The sequence below is a fragment of the Verrucomicrobia bacterium S94 genome, from assembly GCA_004299845.1.
In the GTDB taxonomy this organism is placed as follows: domain Bacteria; phylum Verrucomicrobiota; class Kiritimatiellia; order Kiritimatiellales; family Pontiellaceae; genus Pontiella.
This window is the reverse complement of record CP036201.1, coordinates 510,723-531,335: the sequence shown is the minus strand read 5'-3', so window position 1 is coordinate 531,335 and position 20,613 is coordinate 510,723. Positions and strand designations below refer to the sequence as shown.

Here is a 20,613-nt window from a genome sequence, read left to right as displayed (position 1 = left end):
CTTACTTTTTGATTAATTCGGCCAGCTCCGCCGGCAGCACATCGCCTGCATTAAACCGCTCGAGTTTACGATTACAGACATCGGAAAAATGGTTCAGCAGCGAATTTCCTACCGCCGGCATTTCGGGACAGGTTTTCCCGAGAATCGTCCTGAGAGTGGCCACCGGCTCTCCGACCAGTCCACACGGAACAATAGTATTAAATCCCATCAGATCATTACTGACATTAAAACTCATCCCGTGAAAAGAAACCCACTTTTTAAGCCGAAACCCAATGGCCGCCACTTTACCTGCATCGGTCCAGGCCCCGGACTTTCCCTCGCGCCGGAAACCCTTTACTCCGTAATCGCTCAAGGTCCGGATAGCGGTTTCCTCAAGATTAAAAAGGTAACCGTGAGAGTCCGCCTCATTCCCCCCAGATAAAGAATCGGATAGATGACCCACTGCCCCGGACCGTGGAACGTGACATCGCCGCCGCGTTCCACATGAAAAAGTTCAATTCCGAGCTCTTTGTATTCAGCTTCGGTTTTCAGCAGGTAATTATCCCGCCCGCGATTACCCAGTGTAACCGTCGGGGTATGCTGAAGAAGGAGCACGGTATCGGGAATCCGGTTTTCCTGCCGTGCTTTCAGTAAACGGTGTTGAAGATCAAGCCCCTTCTGATACGGGACCGGCTCATTAAAACTGACAGACCATGCGTTCATCATTTTCAGCTGAAAGCAGGCCGGCAGCCTGCAATACGTTGTTCAAAACGAAAAAGGGAGGACAACCGTCCTCCCGTAAACTTCCTATGTGAGCAAAAATTATTCCGAAGGGCAGAGTTCCTCGTAGGAATCGGCATCCATCATGTTATCGACTTCCGATTCATCATTCACTTTGATTTTAAAAATCCAGCCCTTATCAAACGGATCATTGTTAATCAGTTCAGGAGTGTCTTCGAGCTCGCTGTTCACTTCCACCACTTCGCCGCCAACCGGAGCATATACATCTGCAGCCGCTTTCACCGATTCAACCACTGCAGCTTCATCCCCGGCTTCGAACGTTGTACCGACTTCGGGAAGTTCAACAAAGGTGAGATCAGAGAGCTGGTTCTGTGCAAAATCAGTGATTCCAACTGTTGCAATACCGTCTTCTAAGGACACCCATTCATGGGACTTGGCGTAGAACAGATCTTGTGGAACCGACATTTTCTTCTCCTGGTTATCGATTAAGCGACCTGAAAAAATGGAGGTGCGGATCGGAGTCGAACCGATCTAGATGGATTTGCAATCCACTGCCTAACCGCTTGGCTACCGCACCTTTTGTTTCAAAAGCGGACACCAATGTAATGATGCGCCCATGGTTTTCAAACAGAAATGATTAAAAAAAACAGAAGGTATTGCAACCGCCTCTCCGGTAGCGGACTACAAATCAATCACAGCATTATCAATTAGTCGCGTCGCACCGATTTTCACCGCCAGCGCCACCAGAGTTTTCGACCCGAGGAACTCCATAGGCTCCATGGTTTCATCATCAACAAATTCAATATAGTCGATTTCCGCCTCCGAAACGGTACCGATCAGGACTTCCATCTGCTGCCTGATATTCAAAACCGAAGTCTCGCCGTCCTCGACCATCGAACGGGCCAGATCAAGGGACTGTTTCAGACAGAGTGCCTGCTGCCGCTGCTCCGCATTAAGATATTTGTTTCGCGAACTCATGGCCAGCCCATCCGCTTCGCGCACAATCGGACCACGTATGATCTGAACCGGAAAATTAAGATCCCGGACCATCCGTTCAATCACCCGCAGCTGCTGAGCATCCTTTTCCCCGAAGACCGCCCGATCCGGAAGCACCAGATTGAACAGCTTGGCCACTACCGTGCAAACCCCGCGGAAATGCCCGGGCCGCGAACCGCCGCAAAGTCCAACGCTCAACGCATTTTCATCCACCCAGCAGCTGCTGTCATCAAAATACATTTTCCCGGCTTCCGGATAAAACAGGATATCGACCCCTTCCGCCTCGCACTGTTTTTCATCGTGCTCGAAATCGCGGGGATAAGCCTCGAGATCCTCATTCGGACCAAACTGTGCAGGATTTACAAAAATACTGACCACCAGCACATCGCACTTCCGGCGGGCCAGACGCATCAGCGAAAGGTGCCCTTCATGCAGAAAACCCATCGTTGGAACAAAACCAATGGTTTTCCCGGTCCGCTTTATCTCCAGCGCGATCCGCTGCATTTCATCCGGTAACTGAACAATCTTCATGAACTGACATCCTCAAGTATATATTTTGTTAGTGTGGAGGCGGCAATGGCCAGTCCGAAACTCAGCAACGTTCCGATCAGCACATATTCCGCCAGTTTCTGATCATCCTTCGCTTCACCGAAACGAAGAATCGACTTCGCGGCAACCAGAAACCCGATTCCGCCCGGTTGACCGATCATAACCAGCATGAATATCAACGCGCGCTCCAGCTGACCAATCAGCTTACCCCCGTTTATGAGTCCGATAATCTTTTCAGCCAGTGCATTTTCGGCCTGTAATTTTCCTGCCACTTTCCCCACCAGAAAACCGGCACCGGGCACACACACAGCAAACCCTGCAACCAGAACAATCAAGGTCAGTCCTTTGCCCGAAAAACCATGCATCCACCCTGCGGTTCTGCAAAACCAGACTACGAAAAATACCGAAATGATGTGAGCCGCCTGATCCAGACAGAAAACACGGACCGTATCCTGAAACCGCCGTTTAATCCCATCAATTGCAGCATGAAAAACAAATATCAGCAGAAATGGAATCCAGGCCGACCACTGCTGCAACAGCAGATATCCTGAAACCGCAACCCATGCAGCATGCAGAAGCAATATCAGAAACCGGTCTTTGCGTTGCTGGAGGCCGTCCGACTGAAGTAGAAAATCGGCTATAAAATGAGCCGAAACCAGCACAATTACAGCTTCCTTCATTCCATTTCTCCTGCAATCCGAGTCCAAATTATCACCTATTAAGGTGATAATATACTTTTATCACCCTTATGGGTGATTATTTTCCGCAACCAAAGCCGCTATGCTTCCGATGGAACCCAGCGCTGATGAAATTTCAGCCCAATGTGCGGCCTGTAATGACTTATTAATGGATGACTGGCCCACCCCGAATGCCGAAGCGATTTCCGTTTGAGTGCTGCCTTTCAGCGATTCCGCCACCGCACGCGCCTGTTCCCGGCTCCACTGCCGGACCAGTACATCCAGCAGACCGACAGCACAGCCGATAGATCGCGTCAGACATTCATTATTCAGAAGAGAAAAACACATCAACGTGTTTTTTCTGAGTTCCTGCAGAGCACGGCCGGACGCTGTAAAAAGATCGCCGGTGGATTCCGACATCCTCTCCATATCCACCTGCGCCATATCCACTTCCCCCAGGCAATGGAAATCCGGCTGTCAACCGCGAGGCGTTTTTCCCTTTTCAGTCCGGCACGCACATACAACGCCACCGCCAGCGATCTGCTGCAGTCGGAAACCAGCAGCTGCCAACTGTCCCCGCTGAAAAAGTCGACACTGCCGATCACCGCATCCGGAAACACCTCAGACACCGCCTTAACGGTTCGTACAACCTGCCGGTGCTCCTCCGGAGAAAGCGCAGAGGACCCCACAATATCTCCTGTCAGAACCGCATACATTTCCGATTGACTAATAGGCGTGTTCATCATCAGGAAAAATGCCCTTTTCAACCTCGTCTTTATAATTCGCCAGCGCTTCCGAAATAATACCGTTCAGATGAGCGTATTTTTTCACAAACTTCGGCACCGGTTTTCCACTCATGCCCAGCAGATCGGTAAAAACCAGCACCTGGCCATCGCACCCGGCACCGGCACCAATGCCAATGGTAGGTATGGACAGAGCCTGCGAAATCATGGTTCCGAGATCCGAAGGCACACATTCGAGCACCAGCGCAAACGCCCCTGCCTGTTCCACCGCCATGGCATCATCCATCAGCTGCCGGGCCTGTTCAGAGGTTTTCCCCTGCACTCTGTAGCCGCCCATCTCTTTGATGCTCTGCGGCGTGAGCCCGATATGCCCCAAGACCGGTATTCCGTTTTTCACCAGCGACTCAATAAGCTCTCCACGGACAGCCCCCCCTCAACCTTCACCGCATCGGCCTGCGCCTCCTTCAGAAACCGTCCGGCATTTTCCAGTCCGATGGCCACCGACGGCTGATACGACATAAACGGCATATCCGCAATCACCAATGCATTCTGCACCCCGCGGGAGACCGCAACCGTGTGATGAAGCATTTCCTCCATACTTACCGGCAGTGTGGTTTCATAGCCCAGCACTGTCATGCTCAGCGAATCCCCCACCAGAATGGCCGGAATTCCTGCATCATCCGCCAGCGCACCGGTCAGTGCGTCGTAGGCCGTGACCATGGCAATTTTCTGTTCGCCCTTAAGAGCCCTGATTTTTGAGGCCGTCCATTTCATTAGAAAAATCCCGTTTACCAACGTTCGTCAAAAACGTGGAGTCCTTTGTCCGGCGGAAGTGTTGCCAGAATCTCCACAACTGATTTACTGGCTTCCGGCAGCACCATATCCGGACGCACATCCGCCAGAGGACGCACAACAAACTCGCGCTCCGCCCAGCGCGGATGCGGCACTTCAAGACCGCCGCTGTCAATAATCGAATTCCCGGCATAAATAATATCTACATCAATCGGACGCGGCGCATTACGGTCTTCAATATTCCGTTCGCGCCCCAGCATATGCTCAATTTTCCCGATATAGGAAAGCCAGCTGTCCAGCGGGAGCTCACTCTCCACCAGAACAATCGAATTCAGATACGCCATATCCTGATACTCCGGCTTCACATCCACCGGCGTGGTTTCATAAATCGGCGACTGCGCCGTAAATGAGGTACGCGGAGCGGACAGCAGCAGATTTTTCGCCTGCATCAGCAACCGCTTCCGATTGTATAAATTGGACCCCAGGCTAAAACCGATCTCCATATTCGACCGTCCCTTCAAAAACATACTCCGCGTCACCGGTCAGCGTGACCTTACCGCAAAACAAATCAATTACCAGATCATACCCGCCGGCGCAATGCACGCGAACCGGCAAACTGACCCAGCCCCGTTCAGCTCCGATCAGCCCGACCGCCGCCGCGCCGGTTCCGCAGGCCAGTGTTTCCGCCTCAACCCCGCGCTCATAGGTGCGTAGCGTAATCGACCCATCCGGCTCCACCTTCGCGAAATCGGCATTGGTTCCCCGAGGCATAAACAGCTGATGATACCGGATTTTTTCTCCAAGCACCGAAACATCGGTTTCAGCTGGAGCATCCACCCAGACGACGGCATGTTCCACACCGGTGTTGATAAAATCCACCGGCCGATCCAGTCCGGCATCCAGTCCCAGCCTCAGATCTTCCGGCTCGGTTAAACCCACCCGGACCTGCTCATCCAGCACCCGGGCCTCAACCCTTCCCGCCCCGGTATCAAAAACCATTTCCGGCGATACAATGCCCAGATCATACGCCCGCCGTGCAATACACCGCGCACCATTTCCGCACATATCCACTTCACCGCCGTCAGGATTGATAAACCGCATCCGGAAATCGGCCGTCTCAGAGGGCTGAATCAACAGAATTCCGTCACAGCCGACACCGGTACGGCGCGCTGCAATCCGCCGTATAAATTCGGTATCCGCCAGAGGAAACTGCAGGCCGGAATCATCGATCACCATAAAATCGTTCCCGGCCCCCTGCATTTTATGGAAAGGAATAATCATTCCAGCCCCGAAATATTCATATCACGCGGAGCTTCCACATAGAAACGGAACGGAATTTCCCACGTTTCGCCAGGTTGCACGGTACGAATCCAGCTGATCCGCTTTTCCTCGTCGATTTTAAGCGCGTCCGTATCCTTCGAATACTTCGGCTCGATCAGTTTCACCTCCAGCCCCTCACTGCCCGAAATAGGCAGCTGATCCATCACGACCACCTCTTCCGGCACGCGATGGGTATTTTTAACGGTCATCAGATATTCAAACGTATGCCGAACCGTCTTTCCGCCAAAGCCCTCCCGGCTCTGATATTTTTTAATGAGCTTATGCTCCACCTTCATACTTTCATCCGCACCGAGAAACACCCAGAACTCCTCGCCCGGAGCCACCAGTTCCATCTGCGTAGACGTCACAAAATTTCCATCCAGAAATACATTCACCTTCCCTTCCAGAAAAGGATGCGCCCCTGAATTTTCCGCATGGGCTTTCAAATAAGCCAACGGACTGAGTTTCGGGACCGAAGAATAACGGAACGTCGCCGGCAGCTCGACCGCGGCCACTGCCACGCGATGCTCCACATTGTCCGACGCAATATCGCTCCTGCCCTTCACCTCAAAAACCACTGATGCCCCCTTGTGCGAAACCGAAGATGTACGCGGCTTCATCGGAACAGACGCTGCCTGTTCATTCGGCGAGTCTACGTCATACAACAGATTGTCGCCCTGATAAAAGTTATCCGCCCGCCCGGCCAGTTCCGGCATTGCGGCGGAAGAAAAACTGTGGGCCCGGGATTTAGCCGCGTGAGGTGAATCCATACGGATCCTCCAGGGATCCAGCTCCGGATGCTGACCGCCGAGGCCGGGATTGGCCGTGGAAAGTTTCAACGCCACATCCCCCCAGTCTTCACCGGTATTCTGCTTCACAAGCGCAAAATATTTCACCTCCATCCTGCGGGATTCAGTATCGACACGGATATCATAGGCAGGAACCCATTTCGGTCCGTATACAATATAGGAAAGATTCAGCATGGCTTTACCGGCACTGAAACTTTCCAGATCCACCTCAACCACACGCCGTTTTTTACGCTGGTGCATTCCGGCATCACGGATATCCGCATTCACCTTATCCAGAGCTTTCTGAATACCTTCCAGTTTCTCCAGCGCAAGCCGGCGACCTTCGTCATACTCCTCACTTTTGGAGCTGTAGAGCGCCAGCATACTTTCCCAACTGCCCGGATCAAGCGAAGCGGCTCCCTCCTCTTTCTCCGAAGCATGAGTCACCTTTTTGCTGATCGCATTCAGAAATGCTTTCGAAGCATCAAACCGCTCAATGGTCTGCCGGACAGTTTCCGCCTCCATCTCCAGCCGCTTTTTTTCATCGGACAGTTTTTTCCAGGCCTCTTCCGGAATATCCTCAAAATTCTCGGTTTTAAACCGCACATCCAGCACCGTCGCATCGCCGTCACCGGTCACCTGTATCCCGCGCGAATCAATCGCCTCCGGAAGATGACCAAAGCGGATCGTCGTCATTCCCTGCTCCAGCTCAACCTCCGCCGAACGCACCACCTGCGCACGATCATTGAATACCGTAACATCTGTCACCTGAGAAGAAACAGCCAATGCCGCCGTCATGAGTAGATTGATCATTGAAACCTCCTGTCCCCGTTTTCGTGTTTAGAAAATCCTGCCAAAAACTCCCGGCATCGGGAAACAAAAAGGGCCGCCGTTTGGCGACCCTTCAGACTTCCGATACCGGGAAATACTATCCACAGAGGGCCAGCAGCACCCCGGCCGCCACGGCAGAACCGATTACACCGGCCACATTCGGACCCATGGCATGCATGAGCAGGAAGTTCTGCGGGTTGGCTTCAAGACCGACCTTGTTGGATACACGTGCCGCCATCGGCACCGCCGAAACACCGGCAGAACCAATCAGCGGATTGATCTGGTCCTTACTGAATTTATTCATGATCTTGGCAATAATAACACCGGCAGCCGTTCCGATAACAAATGCACCGAGACCGAGCAGCAGAATACCCAGTGTCTGCACATTCAGGAATTTATCCGCCGCCAGTTTAGAACCGACCGCCAGACCGAGCATGATCGTTACAATATTGATCAGCGAATTCTGGGCGGTATCCGAAAGACGATCCACCACGGTGGACTCTTTCATCAGATTACCCAGCATCAGCATCCCGATCAGCGGCGTAGCTGACGGCAGCAGCAGCAGACAAAGCATCAGCACCAGCAGCGGAAATACAATTTTCTCGGTTTTGGTGACGTGACGCAACTGCTTCATTTCAATGGCCCGCTCTTCCTTGGTCGTCAGCATGCGCATAATCGGCGGCTGAATAATCGGCACCAGTGCCATATAAGAGTACGCCGCCACCGCAATCGCACCAAGCAGATTCGGTGAAAGCCGCGACGCCAGGAAAATCGCCGTCGGTCCGTCTGCCCCGCCGATAATACCAATAGCCGCTGCGTCCTGCAGATTAAACAGTCCTCCGCAGGCCATGGCCCCCAACAGCGCAACAAAGATCCCGAACTGCGCGGCCGCACCCAGCAGCGCGGTTTTCGGATTCGCCAGTAATGGACCGAAGTCGGTCATGGCACCAACACCCATAAAGATGAGCAGTGGGAACACACCCGACTCCACCCCCACCGTATAGAAATAATACAGGAACCCGCCCGGCTGACCCGGCATCGGACCTGCGGAAATTCCAGCCATCGGAATATTGGTCAGAATGGCCCCGAAACCGATCGGCAGCAGCAACAGCGGCTCAAAGCCTTTCTTAATGGCCAGAAAAATCAGCAGCAGCCCCACGAGGATCATAACAAACTGTCCTGCACCTTCCGGCAGCGACGCCGGCGCATGATAACCTTCAGCTTCAGCATCCTTCACTTCCTGCGTCAGCTGATCAAGCAGCTCCTGATCCACGCCATGCGCTTTATGAATTTCCTCCATAGCACCGTGGAAATGGCCGGCGGCTATTTCCGCATCAACCGTTTTCTCCAGTGCCGCAACATACGCATCGTGCTTTTCCTCCGCTGTCTGCGGATTAAAAAAACGATAGACTCCGGTTTCCCTGCCGAGTTTCATAAACCCTTCGGCAATGGAAATCCCCTTCTCGGTCTTCTCTGCTTCCGCCGGTGCAGCCGCATCGTCAGCAGCCTGCACACGGGCGGCTCCGCCAAGAACGGCGGCAGCGAGAAGCCCCATTGTGATGAATTTCTTCATGTCGGAATTCTCCTTCGCTGTGAAACTTAGTTGATGGATGCCAGGGCTTCGCCGGAAGATACCGATGCACCGGCTTCAGTGACTATGGCGGAAACCGTACCCGAGGCGGAGGCTTTCACTTCCACTTCCATCTTCATGGCTTCAACAATGAAGAGAACATCGCCTTCATTCACATGATCGCCGACATTCACAAGCACCTTGATCACTTTGGCATTCATCGGAGCGGTGACTTCGATGGAATCCGCAGACTCATGCGCAACCGTCGCTGTACCGGACGTTTCAATGCCGTCTTCCACAACAATGTCATACGATTTTCCGTTAACAATGGCGGAATCGCCTTTGACTTCCACTGCGAATTTCTTGCCATTGACAGACACCGTGTACCCGCCGTCACCACCCGGTTCAGACGTTTTCTCTTTCGGCATCAGCGATTTTTTACGAACCCCGTTCACCTTGGATTTACCTAGCAGGAAATCAATGCCCTTCTGTTCGCAGCAGGAGGCGATGAAAATATTCTCTTCGGAATGATCGGTAATACCGGCTTCGTCGAGCATTCTTTTCGCAGCTTCAATCCCTTTGTTCGGATCGGCATCGTTGAGATCAACCGGATTTTCGGTAGTCGGTTCAAGCCCCATTTTTTCAGAAGCAAGTTTCACCAGTTCCGGATCAGGCTCACACGGAGTCTTACCGAAATAACCGAGGATCATTTTTCCGTAACCATCGGCAAATTTTTCCCACGGACCGAACATGACATTGTTGAATGCCTGCTGGAAATAGAACTGCGAAACCGGCGTAACGGACGTGGCGAAACCGCCGCGTCGAACCACTTCGCCCATGGCTTTGATACAGTCTTCATATTTATCCATCAGATTATTATCACGCATCATCTGCGTGTTGGCCGTCAGGGCTCCACCCGGCATCGGAGACCATGGAATCAGCGGTTCAACAGCGAGAGCCTCCGGCGGAATGATGTAATCTTCCATGCATTCTTTAAAGACATTGGCGGCTTCCATCATTTTATCGATGTCCACGTCGAGTTCATAATCTTCGCCGCGCAGCGCATGCCACAGCGTGGAAACGTCCGGCTGACAGGTTCCGCCGGAAGCCGGAGCCAGTGAGCAGTCGACCTGATCGGCACCGGCTTTAATCGCTGCCACGTAACCCATGGTGGCCACGCCGGCGGTTTCGTGCGAGTGGAAAGCAATTTTGGTGTCGCCCGGCAGAATTTTCCGGGCCTCTTTAATGGTGTCATAGACTTTTTTCGGTGCCGAGGTGCCGGAAGCATCTTTAAAGCAGACGCTGGTAAACGGAATTTCAGCGGCGAGAATATCCTTCAGCGTTTTAATGTAGAATTCAACGTCGTGCGCGCCGGTGCAGCCGGGCGGAAGTTCCATCATCGTCACCACCACTTCGTGATTGAGGCCGTGTTTCATGATGGACTTGCCGGAGTCGATCAGGTTGTTGACGTCGTTAAGAGCGTCGAAGTTACGGATCGTGGTCATACCATGCTTTTTGAACATCTTCGCATGCAGATCGATAATGTCGCGCGACTGCGAGTCAAGCGAAACCACATTGATACCGCGAGCCAGCGTCTGCAGGTCAGCATCGGGGCCCACCGTTTCGCGGAAAGTGTCCATCATGTCGAACGCCGATTCATTACAGTAAAAGAAGGGAGCCTGGAAGCGTGCGCCGCCGCCGGCTTCAAAATGAGTCTGTCCGGCTTCACAACAGGCTTTTACAGCCGGCATGAAATCCTTGGTAAAAACGCGGGCGCCGTAGACGGACTGGAAGCCGTCGCGGAACGCAGTGTTCATGATATGAATAGTTTTTTTTGCCACGATATATCTCCTGATTACTTAAATTACAATTCCCGTTAACCCCGTTTGGCCCGAATAGCTGCGATAATGGCTGCGACTTCCTCCGAAGGATCTACAGTTGCCGCCGCAGGTGCCTTGCTTTCCACCACCTCTTCAGGGAAAAGATGGCCGAATTTCTTGAAGAATCCTGCTGAGGCACCCATTACGGCGATCAACAGAACGAGGAAGACAAACACCGTTGCCATACCGATAACCATCAGGGTAACCCCTTGCATCAGTAGTTCCATCTTTATCATCTCCTTGATTTTGATAAAATGAGCTCCATGTATACGGATTTCCCATTTATATGCCTAGTGAAAAACGGATAAAGGCTAGCAATTCCAATTAATAGAACCCAATCTAAATAAAGGATTAATGAAAATGAGTTACCGTATTGAGTGGTTCGACCGCCTGTCCTCCACAAATGCCTATATGAAGGAGCGTTTTTATAGGAATTCTCCGCCCGCCAATGGGACCGTTTTTGCAACCCGCGACCAGACAGCGGGTAGAGGAAGATCCGAGCGCCGGTGGATCTCCTCTCCCGATACCAATCTCTGCTTTTCGCTGTTTGTTGAAACCGATTGCCCACTCATTGAAGTGGCCTCCTCCACCATGGCCGCCGCACTGGGCATCACCGATTTCCTGAACGGCCGGAATATTGCCGCCACACCCAAATGGCCCAACGACGTACTCGTGGGAAACCGTAAAATCTGCGGGATTCTTTCCGAACGCGTCGACGCACCGGCACGACGCGGAATCATTGTGGGGATTGGACTGAATGTAAACATGAGTTCCGAAGAAGCCGGCGCCATTGACCGTCCTGCCACTTCCATGCTGATCGAAACCGGACAGGCCGGCGATCTGTCCCGAACGCTGGAGGAACTGCTCCCCTATTTAAAACACTGGATCGGGGAATGGCAATCCGGCGGTTTTCCCGGCCTGAGAAACACCTGGACTGAAAAAGCGGGTCCCATTGGGAAACCGTTAAAGGTACACGACGGCGCGGCGTACAAAGAAGGCACCCTCGCCGGCTACGGCAATCACGGCGAATTGCTGTTGCAAACGTCCCGGGGATTGGAAACCATCTGGTCAGGAGATGTTTCATGATCAAATTTATTCTGCCTGTTCTCGTTCTTCTTTTGAGCGGGTGCGCAACAAACAGTAAACGCTACCGGATTCCGCGAAGCCAGAAACCGGAAATCATCCATATGGAAACCACCGGCTACTGCAACTGCGGCAAATGCTGCGGCTGGAAGCGGAACTGGAAATTTCAGCCGGTTGTCGCCTATGGCCCGAACAAAGGAGCACCGAAAGCGGTCGGAATCACCGCCGCCGGCACGGTAGCCGACTGGGGAACTATCGCCGCCGACACCCGCTACTATCCTTTCGGCACCATCATGTATATTCCGGACTACGGTTGGGGTCGCGTTGAAGACATCGGCGGCGCCGTCAAAGGCCATCACATCGATCTCCACTTCCCGTCACACAAAAAAGCACTGCAGTGGGGACGGGTATGGAAAGACGTCAAAGTCTGGAAACCACAGGGCAGAAAATAGAACCGGAAAGCCGCATCCACCGAAAAAGGGAAAATACCTGCATTGCATTTCACCGCAGGAGCCCTATAGTAGCGCGTTTTTCGAGGAAATTATGGGAACACCACGTTTAGTCAGAGTAAATGAATTACTGAAACGCGAAATTGCGGAAGATCTCTACCGCAATTATGCCGGGTCGGACTTCGAAGCCTCCGCGGTAACGGTCACACGCGTTGAATGCGCTCCGGACCTGCGCGATGCCAATGTTTTCGTCTCTATTTTCGGACACGAGGATGAGCGCGAAGGAATGATTAACTATCTCAACCGCCACCGACAGGAAATCATCCGCATGATGGTGAAGCGTGTGAAACTCAAGTACACGCCCCGTCTCCATTTTATCCTCGATGAATCGATCGAGGGCGGCGACCACATTCTCGCTATGCTTGATGAAATGGAACGAGAAAATCCTGACGCGTTTAAAGACGACAAAGAGAACCATGAGAAATCGTAGGCGCCGCGCTCCGGATCCATACGACGGCATTCTGCTGGTCGATAAACCGACCGACTGGACTTCACACGACGTCGTCGCAAAAATCCGCAACTATTTCAAACTGAGCAAATGCGGCCATGGCGGAACGCTCGATCCCCTCGCCACCGGTCTGCTGGTACTGCTGATCGGAAAAGGTACCAAACTGTCCGACCGCATCATGAACGGCGACAAAGTCTATGAAGGCACTCTGCACCTCGGTGTGACCACCAATACGCAGGATGCCGACGGCGAGATTCTCGAAGAAAAAGACGCTTCGCACGTCACCCGCGAAATGGTTGAAAACGTGATTGCCGAACAGTTTATGGGTCCGATCGAGCAGATCCCGCCAATGGTTTCAGCCATTAAAAAGGACGGCGTTCCTCTTTATAAAATGGCGCGCAAAGGACAGGAAATTGAACGCGAACCCCGTAAAATCGAAGTCTTCGAATTCGATGTGCTGGAGTTTGAAAATCCTCTGGTTAAATTCCGCGTGAAAAGCACAAAAGGAACTTATGTCCGAACCCTCGCGTTCGACATCGGCAATGCCCTCGGAGTCGGCGGAAGCCTCGATGCCCTGCGCCGGACCGGCTCCGGCCCGCTCTCGGTTGACAAGGCCTATACACTGGACGAAATTCTTGCGTGCGATCGCGAGACACTCTGCGAAAAAATGATCCTTCTGGAAGATTTACTTAAATGAAAATTATCCATTCACTGGAAGAGTTTCACGAAAAAAACACTCCGGTCGTTCTGGCTGCCGGCAGCTTCGACGGCATACATATCGGCCACAGTGCCGTAATCGGAAAAGCGCTCGAACAGGCCCGCGCCATCGGTGGCGAAACCTGGGTTTTCACGTTTGATCCGCATCCCGCAAAAGTGCTGATGCCGGATCGCGCTCCTCCGCTGATTTTCACCACCGTCCAGCAGAGCCTCTATCTGCAGAAACTCGGTGTCGATGGCTGCATTCTCCAGCCGTTCACTTTTGAGTTTATGAAACAGGAGCCGCTCGACTTTTTTGAAAACCTCTGCACCTGCATCCCCCATCTGTCCGGCATTTCGGTCGGCGAAGACTGGACCTTCGGCCGCAACCGCGCCGGAAATGCAGAACTGCTGACCCGACTCTGCACAGAACGCGGCATCTGGTTTTCCACTCTGCCGGAAGTGCAATGGAACGGTGAACGGGTTTCGAGTACCCGCATCCGCGAGGCCATCCGTCTCGGCCATCTGGCCGATGCCACCGCCATGCTCGGCCGACCGGTTTCAACCATCGGAAAAGTGATGCACGGCGAAAAAATCGGCCGAAAACTGGGTTATCCTACCGCCAATATCGCCCCTGAAAATGAAATGCTTCCGCCGCGCGGTATCTATGCCGCCAAACTGCGGGTCGGACAGAACCTCTACCACGCCGCAGCCTATATCGGACACCGCAGAACCTTCCACGAAAATGAACCGCAGGTACTTGAAGTTCACCTGATTGATGAAAAAGGGCTCGATCTTTACGATCAGCACGTAGAAGTCAGCTACATTGAATATATTCGAGGCGACGAAGTTTTCGAAAATGCCTATGCCCTGAAAAAGCAGATTCAGGCCGATATAGAAGCGATCCGAAAAATCCTCGGCTGATTCGAAAACGGTGGCTCAGGACACAAAAAAGCCGGTCACCAGGACCGGCCGGCGTCCATACCTGAAAAGATCAGTCGACTACGCGCGAAATACCATCGGTAGATTCCGCAATACGCTTCACAATCTCTTCATAACTTTCAGCAGCAAGAAAAGTGGACTTGCTCGGAAGAATGATTTCCGCACGGTCGGGAAAGAGGCTTGAATGACGCACACGCGCACCGGTCATTTCAATGAGGCGCTTGTTTTCCGGAACCTGGGAAACGCCTGTAGCTTCGGTATACTCACTGCGTTTTACGGCATAAACTTCAAGAAACATAATCTCTCCTATTCGTTAGGGATTTTATTTTTTGTACTGCAACCCAGCAGCACTGCCAGAATTCATGACCAGTATTACCCATGATTCTGTCCGTGTCCACCCTGAATCCGGCGCATTCGAATCCCTCAAAACTTGACCTGAACACCCCGTTTCCCTAAGTTCCACGCTTCATAAGCCCCCTTATGATGAGAGGGCTTTTTTAGTGGTTATCAGAAAAAAGGCGGAATGATGCGGATCTTCCGATAACCGGATAATTACTAATGGAGAAAGCTGAAAGATGTCCAAAACTGTATTAATCGGCTCCCAGTGGGGCGATGAAGGAAAAGGAAAAATCATTGACGTTCTGACCGCCGACGTTGACTGGGTGGTCCGCTACCAGGGCGGTAACAACGCCGGTCATACTGTAAAAATCGGCGACGAAAAATACGTCCTCCACCTTACCCCGTCCGGCATCCTCCGCGAACACTGCAAATGTGTCATCGGCAACGGCCTCGTCGTCGATATTGTCGGCCTGCAGAGTGAACTTTCCGAACTCGTCGAACGCGGCATTAAACTCGAAAACCGCCTCTTCATCTCCGATCGCGCACACATTGTGCTGCCCTACCACAAAGCGCTCGACGGCACCAAGGAAGGCAACTTGGAAGAAGGTAAAAAAATCGGCACCACGAAGCGCGGCATCGGGCCGTGCTATATGGATAAAGCCGAGCGCATCGGCCTGCGTATCGGCGACATCCTTGAAGCTGACTTTCTCGACCGCGTCCGTACACTGACGGCTGAAAAGAATACCCTCATCGAATCCATGGGCGGCGAACCGCTGGATATCGAAGAGGTTGTTAAAGACATTTCCGAGGCCGCCGATTATCTGAAACCGTTTATCCGCGATACCATTCCGATGCTCAACGAAGCGGTTAAAAACGACGATGAAATTCTCTTCGAAGGTGCGCAGGGTGTGATGCTCGATGTTGATTTCGGCACCTACCCCTTCGTAACCTCCTCAAGTACAGGGGCCGGAGGGGCTCCGGCGGGTTCCGGGATTGCTCCGGGTGCCATCGATCGCTGCATCGGCATCGTCAAAGCCTACACTACCCGTGTCGGGGAAGGCCCTTTCCCTACCGAACTGTTTGACGATATGGGCATGCACCTCGCCAAGATCGGTGATGAATTCGGCGCCACCACCGGCCGCCCGCGCCGTTGCGGATGGTTTGATGCGGTTGTTGCCAAATATTCCGCCATGGTCAGCGGCATCGACGAATGGGCCCTGATGAAAGTGGATGTTCTCGATGCCTTGGAAACCATTAAAGTCTGCGTGGCCTACGAATGCGACGGCGAACGCATCGAAACCGTTCCGGCTTCGATCAGTAAGCTGTCCCGGTGCAAACCGATCTATGAAGAGTTTAAAGGCTGGAACACGCCGACCACGGAATGCACAAGCTGGGACGAATTGCCCGAGCAGTGCAGAAAATATGTCGAATACATCGAAGAGATTACCGGCGTCAAAGTCAGCATTCTCTCCGTCGGTCCAAAACGCTCCAGCACACTGGTTCTGGACCGCTGACCCGGACCGGGTTTTAACACATAACCCCCTTATGGATCTCGATTTCAAATCCCTGAAAAAAATTCCGCGCCACGTGGCCCTCATTATGGACGGCAACGGGCGCTGGGCGCAGGAGCGCGGACTTCCGCGGATCGAAGGGCATAAAGAGGGCGCGCAGTCCGTTCGGGCTGTACTCCGCGCTGCGGCTCAGGCGGGGGTTGAATTCATTACCGTTTATGCCTTCAGCACCGAGAACTGGAAGCGCCCGCCGGCTGAAGTGGACGGCCTGATGAAACTGCTGATTCATTCCCTGAATGAATATGAGCAGGAGCTTCACGATAATAAAATTCGCCTGCGTGTGATGGGGCAGTTTGAACGCCTCCCCTTTCCGGTCCGCATGCGGGTACAGAAAACCATTGATGCCACAGCGCATTATACCGACCACACCCTGGTTATCGCCCTGAGTTACGGCTCGCGTAATGAAATCGCCACGGCTGCCAGAAGAATTGCTGAAAAGGTACAGTCGGGGCTCCTGAAGGTGAAGGATATCAATGAAGAGACTGTTGCAAATCATCTCGACCTTCCGGACGTGCCTGATCCGGAACTGATGATCCGTACCAGCGGCGAACTGCGGCTGAGCAATTTTCTGCTCTGGCAGCTCTCCTATTCCGAATTTTACATCACCGACACCTACTGGCCCGATTTCCGCGAAGAGCAGTTTTTCCTTGCACTGGAAGCTTTTAACAATCGGGATCGCAGGTATGGTGGAGTCAAGAAAGTGTGACCGGAGTTCTTTATGGATAAAAAACGGATTATAATAGGTGCTTCAATCGCCTCCGTTCTCGTCTTCCTGATGAGTGTGGTGCCTTCCAGCCACTGGGTCTGCCTTATTGTACTCTCTGCAGTCTGCGGTGTGGCCACCTGGGAATTCTACAACATGCTTGAGGCCGGCGGTCTGAAAGCGTCAAAAAAATGGGGGACCGTCTGTGGAATCCTGTTTGTGGCCGCCACCTGGCAGTATATGAATAAATATCCGGACCTGACTACGCTGACCGGAAGCTATCTGCCGCACGATACCCTGCTCTGGCTCACCATTCTGCTGGCAGTGATTTCCATCTTTTTCCGCATACTGGCCTACCCCGACATGCGCGAAGGCCTCGACAATGCACTGGGCACCCTGCTCGGCTTTATGTATGTGCCGTTTCTCTGGAGTTTTTTCATCCGCGTCTTTCTCAGCGGCGATGCAACTCAACCGGCATGGGCCGGACTTTATCTGCTGGCCTGCATGAAACTGTCGGATTCCGGCGGCTACTTTTTCGGCACCAAATTCGGAAAACATAAACTCTCCCCTGTTATTTCACCGAACAAGAGCTGGGAAGGGCTGTTCGGCGGTATTATTTTCTGCCTCGTCATCAACATGCTGTGGCTTCTCCTCTCCGGCGGAAAACTCGGCGCATTCAGTTTCAACCTGGGCCACGCTCTGATTCTCAGTATTCTGATTCCCGTTGTCGGCACAGCCGGCGATCTGGTGGAATCCATGTTTAAACGGGCGGTAGGTGTGAAGGATTCCAATACCATGGTCTACGGTCTGGGCGGCATTCTGGACATGATCGACAGCATTCTGTTCGCTTCGCCTCTTCTTTATATCTTCATGAAATTCGCACTGTCTTAATTTCTACATTTGTTAACAAAGGAACGTTTCAATGCTCGGTATCATTTTCATAATCATCATGATGGTTTTCCTGTTCGGAATCACGGTTTTTGTCCATGAATGGGGTCACTTCATCGTTGCCAAAAAATGCGGTCTAAAAGTGGAGGCGTTCTCTATCGGTATGGGACCGGCAATCTGGAAAAAAGAAATCGATGGCATCGTCTACAAAATCGGAGCACTGCCCATGGGCGGTTATGTCTCCCTGCCGCAGCTTGATCCGGCCGGCATGGAAAAAGTACAGGGTGATAATGAAGAAACCCCCAGAGAAGAACTGCCTGATGTCTCCCCCTGGGCGAAAATCGCCGTCGCAGTGGCCGGCCCGGCCTGCAATATCATCTTTGCACTGATTCTCGGCATTGGTGTCATGCTGCTTCCCCGGCAGGAGATCCGGGAGGAAAACGGGGTTTTCATTGCGGAAGTGGCGGAAGACAGTGCGGCTTATGAGGCCGGCCTGCGTGCCGGCGACGAAGTCCGCGCGGTGAACGGAACCAAAGTTAAGAGCTGGTATGATACCCAGGTGGAAAGCCTGCTGGGCAGTGGTAAAGGAAAAGGCGTTGATTTTGTTGTCTATAATGAAACCGACGGGGAACGCACCCTTCAGCTTGCGGTCAACCATCCGGAAGAAAATCCGGAACAACTGATCGACGGCGTCAGACAGGCCGAGCCCTGCCAGATTTTCTCCGTTGTCTCAGGCATGCCGGCCGAAAAAGCCGGACTTCAGCCTAACGACATGATTTATCGAGTGGATAACACCGTCGTAACCGGTGTGGAGCATTTCCGGGAACTGATTCAGCAGAATCCCGACACCGAAATTATGATGTATGTTGATCGCGCCGGTGAAAAGCTCACCATTCCGGTTACCCCGGAATACAACGAAGAAAACGATATGGTTATGATCGGCATTCAGTTCGGAGGTTCAATGGGGCTCCCGTGGACGCTGACCGGCAATCCGCTTGAGCAGATCTCCAGCGACTCATCCTCTATATTCCGGCTGCTTAAAGCGCTGGTAACCCCCAGTGAATCCAAACAGGCCGCCAGCGGACTCGGCGGACCGGTCTCGATTTTTCAGATGATCTTTGTCTCCCTGCAGATCGGGCTCCTGACCACGCTGGGGCTGATCCGGTTCATTAACATAAACCTCGCTGTACTCAATCTGCTGCCGCTTCCGGTACTCGACGGCGGCCACATCTGTTTCGCCCTCTGGGAAGGCATTACCAAACGTAAAGTTCCCCCGAAAGTGGTTGCCTCGCTGGTTAATGTTTTTGCCATTCTGCTGCTCTCCGCCATGGCCATTCTCACCTGGCGCGACACCGACCGCATCTGGAATGTCAGCCGTTTCTTCAAGGGCGATCAACAGCAGACCGAAATGACCGAACCGACTCCGGATGTCTCCCCCGGAGAAACGGGGGCTGAATGACCGAACAGATTTACGGGGGAAAGATTCGTCTTTTTTAAACGGCCAGACTTATCCCGGGCACATAACTCATGGGAAATCCGTTTCTGCATGTATCGATCACTTTTTCAACCGCAATTTCCGATAGCGAACCGCATCCGGAAGGATCAATAACCCACTCCTTATGCTGATATAAATCCGCCCTTCCCGGATGACAGTTCTTAATCAGCATAACGGCCCGCTTCCCCATCGCGTTGGCGATATGCAGCATGCCCGTATCACCGCCAAGAACCAATGTAGACCAATACATCAATCCCGCTGACACCAGTATAGGTAAACCGGTAAAAACCTCGAAACCCGCAGCACTTACCGGAGCAAGAGCGACGGCATCAGCAGTTCCGCCTCCAAACACAACCTGTCCCCCGCACGCTCTCCAGTCTTCTGCAACTGCCAAATATTTTTCCAACGGCCAGTTTTTACTGGGAGTACTGGTAAACGCCTGAATGTAAAGCAGAGGTTTATCAAGATCCAGTCCTCTGGATATGAAAACTTTTTTCGCCGCCTCACGTGAAGACGCCGGCAATACAAAATGGTTTTCAATCGTTCCGGGTTTCAGCCCGCATGCCGTCAAAAGCTGTATGTTTTTCTCGATCGCATGAACATGTTTATTTCTATTTGCCCATTTGGTGTAAGCCCATTTTCGACCTCGGCTATAAACCATTCCCCATCGCTCCTTCGCACCGGTAATCCGGGAAAGAAGTGCGGTTTCTCCATAGCCCTGAAGATCAATTACCAGCGAAAATCTTCCGTTTATCATCCTGTGAATAATTCGGAAAAGCTCCGCTATAAAAGCAAATATCCCCCGTTTCATTCTGCTCCGATCTATTTCAATAATCTCGTCCACATCCTGAAATCCCTGAATAAGAGATGCATTTGAACGGCACACAAGAAATGAAATATGTGCATCGGGAAAATTTTCCCGTACCATGCGCACTGCAGGCAGAGTCTGTATAACATCCCCTATAGATTTCAGGCGGATGATAAGAATTCTTTTCCGGCATTTCATATTGAGCTCCAACGGTCTTATTTGATTTCAGACACCCGGAATCCACACAGTGAATTCATGCCTGAAG

General features: G+C 52.5%; 24 protein-coding genes, 1 tRNA gene and 1 pseudogene. 9 read left to right on the top strand and 17 right to left on the bottom strand.

Going from position 1 to position 20,613, the window contains the following annotated elements:
* Position 1: 1 nt before the first annotated feature.
* From EGM51_02390 to EGM51_02320, 15 genes and pseudogenes are all read right to left on the bottom strand, one after another.
* Positions 2 to 352 carry a hypothetical protein gene (locus tag EGM51_02390; GenBank protein ID QBG46304.1) on the bottom strand — a complete coding sequence of 117 codons (351 nt, stop codon included), beginning with the start codon at positions 350 to 352 and terminating at the stop codon, positions 2 to 4.
* The gene (locus tag EGM51_02385; protein ID QBG46303.1) at positions 349 to 705 is read right to left on the bottom strand and encodes a hypothetical protein; all 357 of its coding nucleotides are present in this window, start codon (positions 703 to 705) and stop codon (positions 349 to 351) included. Before EGM51_02385 ends, EGM51_02390 begins: the two co-directional genes overlap by 4 nt.
* Before the next feature lie 96 nt (positions 706 to 801).
* The gene (gcvH, locus tag EGM51_02380; protein QBG46302.1) at positions 802 to 1,185 is read right to left on the bottom strand and encodes a glycine cleavage system protein GcvH; all 384 of its coding nucleotides are present in this window, start codon (positions 1,183 to 1,185) and stop codon (positions 802 to 804) included.
* 38 nt (positions 1,186 to 1,223) lie between these two features.
* Positions 1,224 to 1,297, bottom strand: a tRNA-Cys gene (locus EGM51_02375).
* Positions 1,298 to 1,401: 104 nt separating this feature from the next.
* Complete coding sequence (locus EGM51_02370; GenBank protein QBG46301.1) at positions 1,402 to 2,247, bottom strand: pantoate--beta-alanine ligase; 846 nt, start codon at positions 2,245 to 2,247, stop codon at positions 1,402 to 1,404.
* On the bottom strand, positions 2,244 to 2,945 hold the full coding sequence (locus EGM51_02365) for a DUF3307 domain-containing protein (GenBank protein ID QBG46300.1): 702 nt from the start codon (positions 2,943 to 2,945) through the stop codon (positions 2,244 to 2,246). Before EGM51_02365 ends, EGM51_02370 begins: the two co-directional genes overlap by 4 nt.
* Positions 2,946 to 3,011: 66 nt before the next feature.
* Entirely contained in the window at positions 3,012 to 3,290 is a 279-nt protein-coding gene (locus EGM51_02360) for a hypothetical protein (GenBank protein QBG46299.1), read from the bottom strand.
* On the bottom strand, positions 3,290 to 3,688 hold the full coding sequence (locus tag EGM51_02355) for a hypothetical protein (GenBank protein QBG46298.1): 399 nt from the start codon (positions 3,686 to 3,688) through the stop codon (positions 3,290 to 3,292). The genes EGM51_02360 and EGM51_02355 overlap by 1 nt, the downstream gene beginning before the upstream one ends.
* A pseudogene (gene panB / locus EGM51_02350) lies at positions 3,669 to 4,459 on the bottom strand (3-methyl-2-oxobutanoate hydroxymethyltransferase). Before panB ends, EGM51_02355 begins: the two are co-directional and overlap by 20 nt.
* A gap of 14 nt (positions 4,460 to 4,473) precedes the next feature.
* Positions 4,474 to 5,004 (bottom strand): 2-amino-4-hydroxy-6-hydroxymethyldihydropteridine diphosphokinase, encoded by a 531-nt coding sequence (folK, locus tag EGM51_02345; GenBank protein QBG46297.1) that lies wholly within the window; start codon positions 5,002 to 5,004, stop codon positions 4,474 to 4,476.
* Positions 4,964 to 5,758 (bottom strand): diaminopimelate epimerase, encoded by a 795-nt coding sequence (locus EGM51_02340; protein ID QBG46296.1) that lies wholly within the window; start codon positions 5,756 to 5,758, stop codon positions 4,964 to 4,966. Before EGM51_02340 ends, folK begins: the two co-directional genes overlap by 41 nt.
* Complete coding sequence (locus EGM51_02335; GenBank protein QBG46295.1) at positions 5,755 to 7,398, bottom strand: mucoidy inhibitor MuiA family protein; 1,644 nt, start codon at positions 7,396 to 7,398, stop codon at positions 5,755 to 5,757. Before EGM51_02335 ends, EGM51_02340 begins: the two co-directional genes overlap by 4 nt.
* A gap of 115 nt (positions 7,399 to 7,513) precedes the next feature.
* A complete protein-coding gene (locus tag EGM51_02330; protein ID QBG49225.1) occupies positions 7,514 to 8,584 on the bottom strand; it encodes a sodium ion-translocating decarboxylase subunit beta in 1,071 nt (356 codons plus the stop codon).
* Positions 8,585 to 9,015: 431 nt separating this feature from the next.
* Positions 9,016 to 10,827, bottom strand: a complete 1,812-nt coding sequence (locus EGM51_02325; GenBank protein QBG46294.1) for a biotin/lipoyl-binding protein — start codon at positions 10,825 to 10,827, stop codon at positions 9,016 to 9,018.
* Positions 10,828 to 10,862: 35 nt separating this feature from the next.
* Positions 10,863 to 11,093: a hypothetical protein gene (locus EGM51_02320; protein ID QBG46293.1), complete on the bottom strand. Its 231-nt coding sequence runs from the start codon at positions 11,091 to 11,093 to the stop codon at positions 10,863 to 10,865.
* 127 nt (positions 11,094 to 11,220) lie between these two features.
* Between EGM51_02320 and EGM51_02315 the strand changes: the two genes are divergently transcribed.
* The 5 genes from EGM51_02315 (at position 11,221) to ribF (ending at position 14,526) form a co-directional block, all read left to right on the top strand.
* Positions 11,221 to 11,952, top strand: a complete 732-nt coding sequence (locus EGM51_02315; protein QBG46292.1) for a biotin--[acetyl-CoA-carboxylase] ligase — start codon at positions 11,221 to 11,223, stop codon at positions 11,950 to 11,952.
* Positions 11,949 to 12,401, top strand: a complete 453-nt coding sequence (locus EGM51_02310; protein ID QBG46291.1) for a hypothetical protein — start codon at positions 11,949 to 11,951, stop codon at positions 12,399 to 12,401. The genes EGM51_02315 and EGM51_02310 overlap by 4 nt, the downstream gene beginning before the upstream one ends.
* Positions 12,402 to 12,492: 91 nt before the next feature.
* Complete coding sequence (rbfA, locus tag EGM51_02305; protein QBG46290.1) at positions 12,493 to 12,888, top strand: 30S ribosome-binding factor RbfA; 396 nt, start codon at positions 12,493 to 12,495, stop codon at positions 12,886 to 12,888.
* A complete protein-coding gene (gene truB / locus EGM51_02300; GenBank protein QBG46289.1) occupies positions 12,875 to 13,603 on the top strand; it encodes a tRNA pseudouridine(55) synthase TruB in 729 nt (242 codons plus the stop codon). The genes rbfA and truB overlap by 14 nt, the downstream gene beginning before the upstream one ends.
* A complete protein-coding gene (ribF, locus tag EGM51_02295; GenBank protein ID QBG46288.1) occupies positions 13,600 to 14,526 on the top strand; it encodes a riboflavin biosynthesis protein RibF in 927 nt (308 codons plus the stop codon). The genes truB and ribF overlap by 4 nt, the downstream gene beginning before the upstream one ends.
* 70 nt (positions 14,527 to 14,596) lie before the next feature.
* Here the strand turns inward: ribF and EGM51_02290 are convergent, their stop codons facing one another.
* Complete coding sequence (locus tag EGM51_02290) at positions 14,597 to 14,842, bottom strand: hypothetical protein (protein QBG46287.1); 246 nt, start codon at positions 14,840 to 14,842, stop codon at positions 14,597 to 14,599.
* A 277-nt stretch (positions 14,843 to 15,119) separates the two neighbouring features.
* Between EGM51_02290 and EGM51_02285 the strand changes: the two genes are divergently transcribed.
* Genes EGM51_02285 through rseP form a run of 4 tightly spaced genes read left to right on the top strand, consistent with a single transcriptional unit; the run spans position 15,120 to position 19,504 of the window.
* The gene (locus EGM51_02285) at positions 15,120 to 16,397 is read left to right on the top strand and encodes an adenylosuccinate synthase (GenBank protein ID QBG46286.1); all 1,278 of its coding nucleotides are present in this window, start codon (positions 15,120 to 15,122) and stop codon (positions 16,395 to 16,397) included.
* Between the two features lie 31 nt (positions 16,398 to 16,428).
* A complete protein-coding gene (locus EGM51_02280; GenBank protein ID QBG46285.1) occupies positions 16,429 to 17,160 on the top strand; it encodes an isoprenyl transferase in 732 nt (243 codons plus the stop codon).
* A gap of 12 nt (positions 17,161 to 17,172) precedes the next feature.
* Complete coding sequence (locus tag EGM51_02275) at positions 17,173 to 18,048, top strand: hypothetical protein (GenBank protein ID QBG46284.1); 876 nt, start codon at positions 17,173 to 17,175, stop codon at positions 18,046 to 18,048.
* A 31-nt stretch (positions 18,049 to 18,079) separates the two neighbouring features.
* The gene (gene rseP / locus EGM51_02270) at positions 18,080 to 19,504 is read left to right on the top strand and encodes an RIP metalloprotease RseP (GenBank protein QBG46283.1); all 1,425 of its coding nucleotides are present in this window, start codon (positions 18,080 to 18,082) and stop codon (positions 19,502 to 19,504) included.
* A gap of 34 nt (positions 19,505 to 19,538) precedes the next feature.
* Here rseP and EGM51_02265 read toward each other — a convergent pair whose 3' ends face one another.
* Entirely contained in the window at positions 19,539 to 20,546 is a 1,008-nt protein-coding gene (locus EGM51_02265; GenBank protein ID QBG46282.1) for a glycosyltransferase family 9 protein, read from the bottom strand.
* Positions 20,547 to 20,613: the final 67 nt, after the last annotated feature.

Coding starts and splice junctions, on each gene's coding strand:
- EGM51_02330 (QBG49225.1), bottom strand. CDS start 8,584: ATGATCCTCGTGGGGCTGCTGCTGATTTTTCTGGCCATTAAGAAAGGC.
- EGM51_02290 (QBG46287.1), bottom strand. CDS start 14,842: ATGTTTCTTGAAGTTTATGCCGTAAAACGCAGTGAGTATACCGAAGCT.
- EGM51_02370 (QBG46301.1), bottom strand. CDS start 2,247: ATGAAGATTGTTCAGTTACCGGATGAAATGCAGCGGATCGCGCTGGAG.
- EGM51_02365 (QBG46300.1), bottom strand. CDS start 2,945: ATGAAGGAAGCTGTAATTGTGCTGGTTTCGGCTCATTTTATAGCCGAT.
- rseP (QBG46283.1), top strand. CDS start 18,080: ATGCTCGGTATCATTTTCATAATCATCATGATGGTTTTCCTGTTCGGA.
- EGM51_02320 (QBG46293.1), bottom strand. CDS start 11,093: ATGGAACTACTGATGCAAGGGGTTACCCTGATGGTTATCGGTATGGCA.
- folK (QBG46297.1), bottom strand. CDS start 5,004: ATGTTTTTGAAGGGACGGTCGAATATGGAGATCGGTTTTAGCCTGGGG.
- EGM51_02310 (QBG46291.1), top strand. CDS start 11,949: ATGATCAAATTTATTCTGCCTGTTCTCGTTCTTCTTTTGAGCGGGTGC.
- EGM51_02335 (QBG46295.1), bottom strand. CDS start 7,398: ATGATCAATCTACTCATGACGGCGGCATTGGCTGTTTCTTCTCAGGTG.
- EGM51_02360 (QBG46299.1), bottom strand. CDS start 3,290: ATGTGTTTTTCTCTTCTGAATAATGAATGTCTGACGCGATCTATCGGC.
- EGM51_02280 (QBG46285.1), top strand. CDS start 16,429: ATGGATCTCGATTTCAAATCCCTGAAAAAAATTCCGCGCCACGTGGCC.
- EGM51_02340 (QBG46296.1), bottom strand. CDS start 5,758: ATGATTATTCCTTTCCATAAAATGCAGGGGGCCGGGAACGATTTTATG.
- EGM51_02385 (QBG46303.1), bottom strand. CDS start 705: ATGATGAACGCATGGTCTGTCAGTTTTAATGAGCCGGTCCCGTATCAG.
- EGM51_02355 (QBG46298.1), bottom strand. CDS start 3,688: ATGATGAACACGCCTATTAGTCAATCGGAAATGTATGCGGTTCTGACA.
- EGM51_02265 (QBG46282.1), bottom strand. CDS start 20,546: ATGAAATGCCGGAAAAGAATTCTTATCATCCGCCTGAAATCTATAGGG.
- gcvH (QBG46302.1), bottom strand. CDS start 1,185: ATGTCGGTTCCACAAGATCTGTTCTACGCCAAGTCCCATGAATGGGTG.
- rbfA (QBG46290.1), top strand. CDS start 12,493: ATGGGAACACCACGTTTAGTCAGAGTAAATGAATTACTGAAACGCGAA.
- truB (QBG46289.1), top strand. CDS start 12,875: ATGAGAAATCGTAGGCGCCGCGCTCCGGATCCATACGACGGCATTCTG.
- EGM51_02275 (QBG46284.1), top strand. CDS start 17,173: ATGGATAAAAAACGGATTATAATAGGTGCTTCAATCGCCTCCGTTCTC.
- EGM51_02285 (QBG46286.1), top strand. CDS start 15,120: ATGTCCAAAACTGTATTAATCGGCTCCCAGTGGGGCGATGAAGGAAAA.
- ribF (QBG46288.1), top strand. CDS start 13,600: ATGAAAATTATCCATTCACTGGAAGAGTTTCACGAAAAAAACACTCCG.
- EGM51_02315 (QBG46292.1), top strand. CDS start 11,221: ATGAAAATGAGTTACCGTATTGAGTGGTTCGACCGCCTGTCCTCCACA.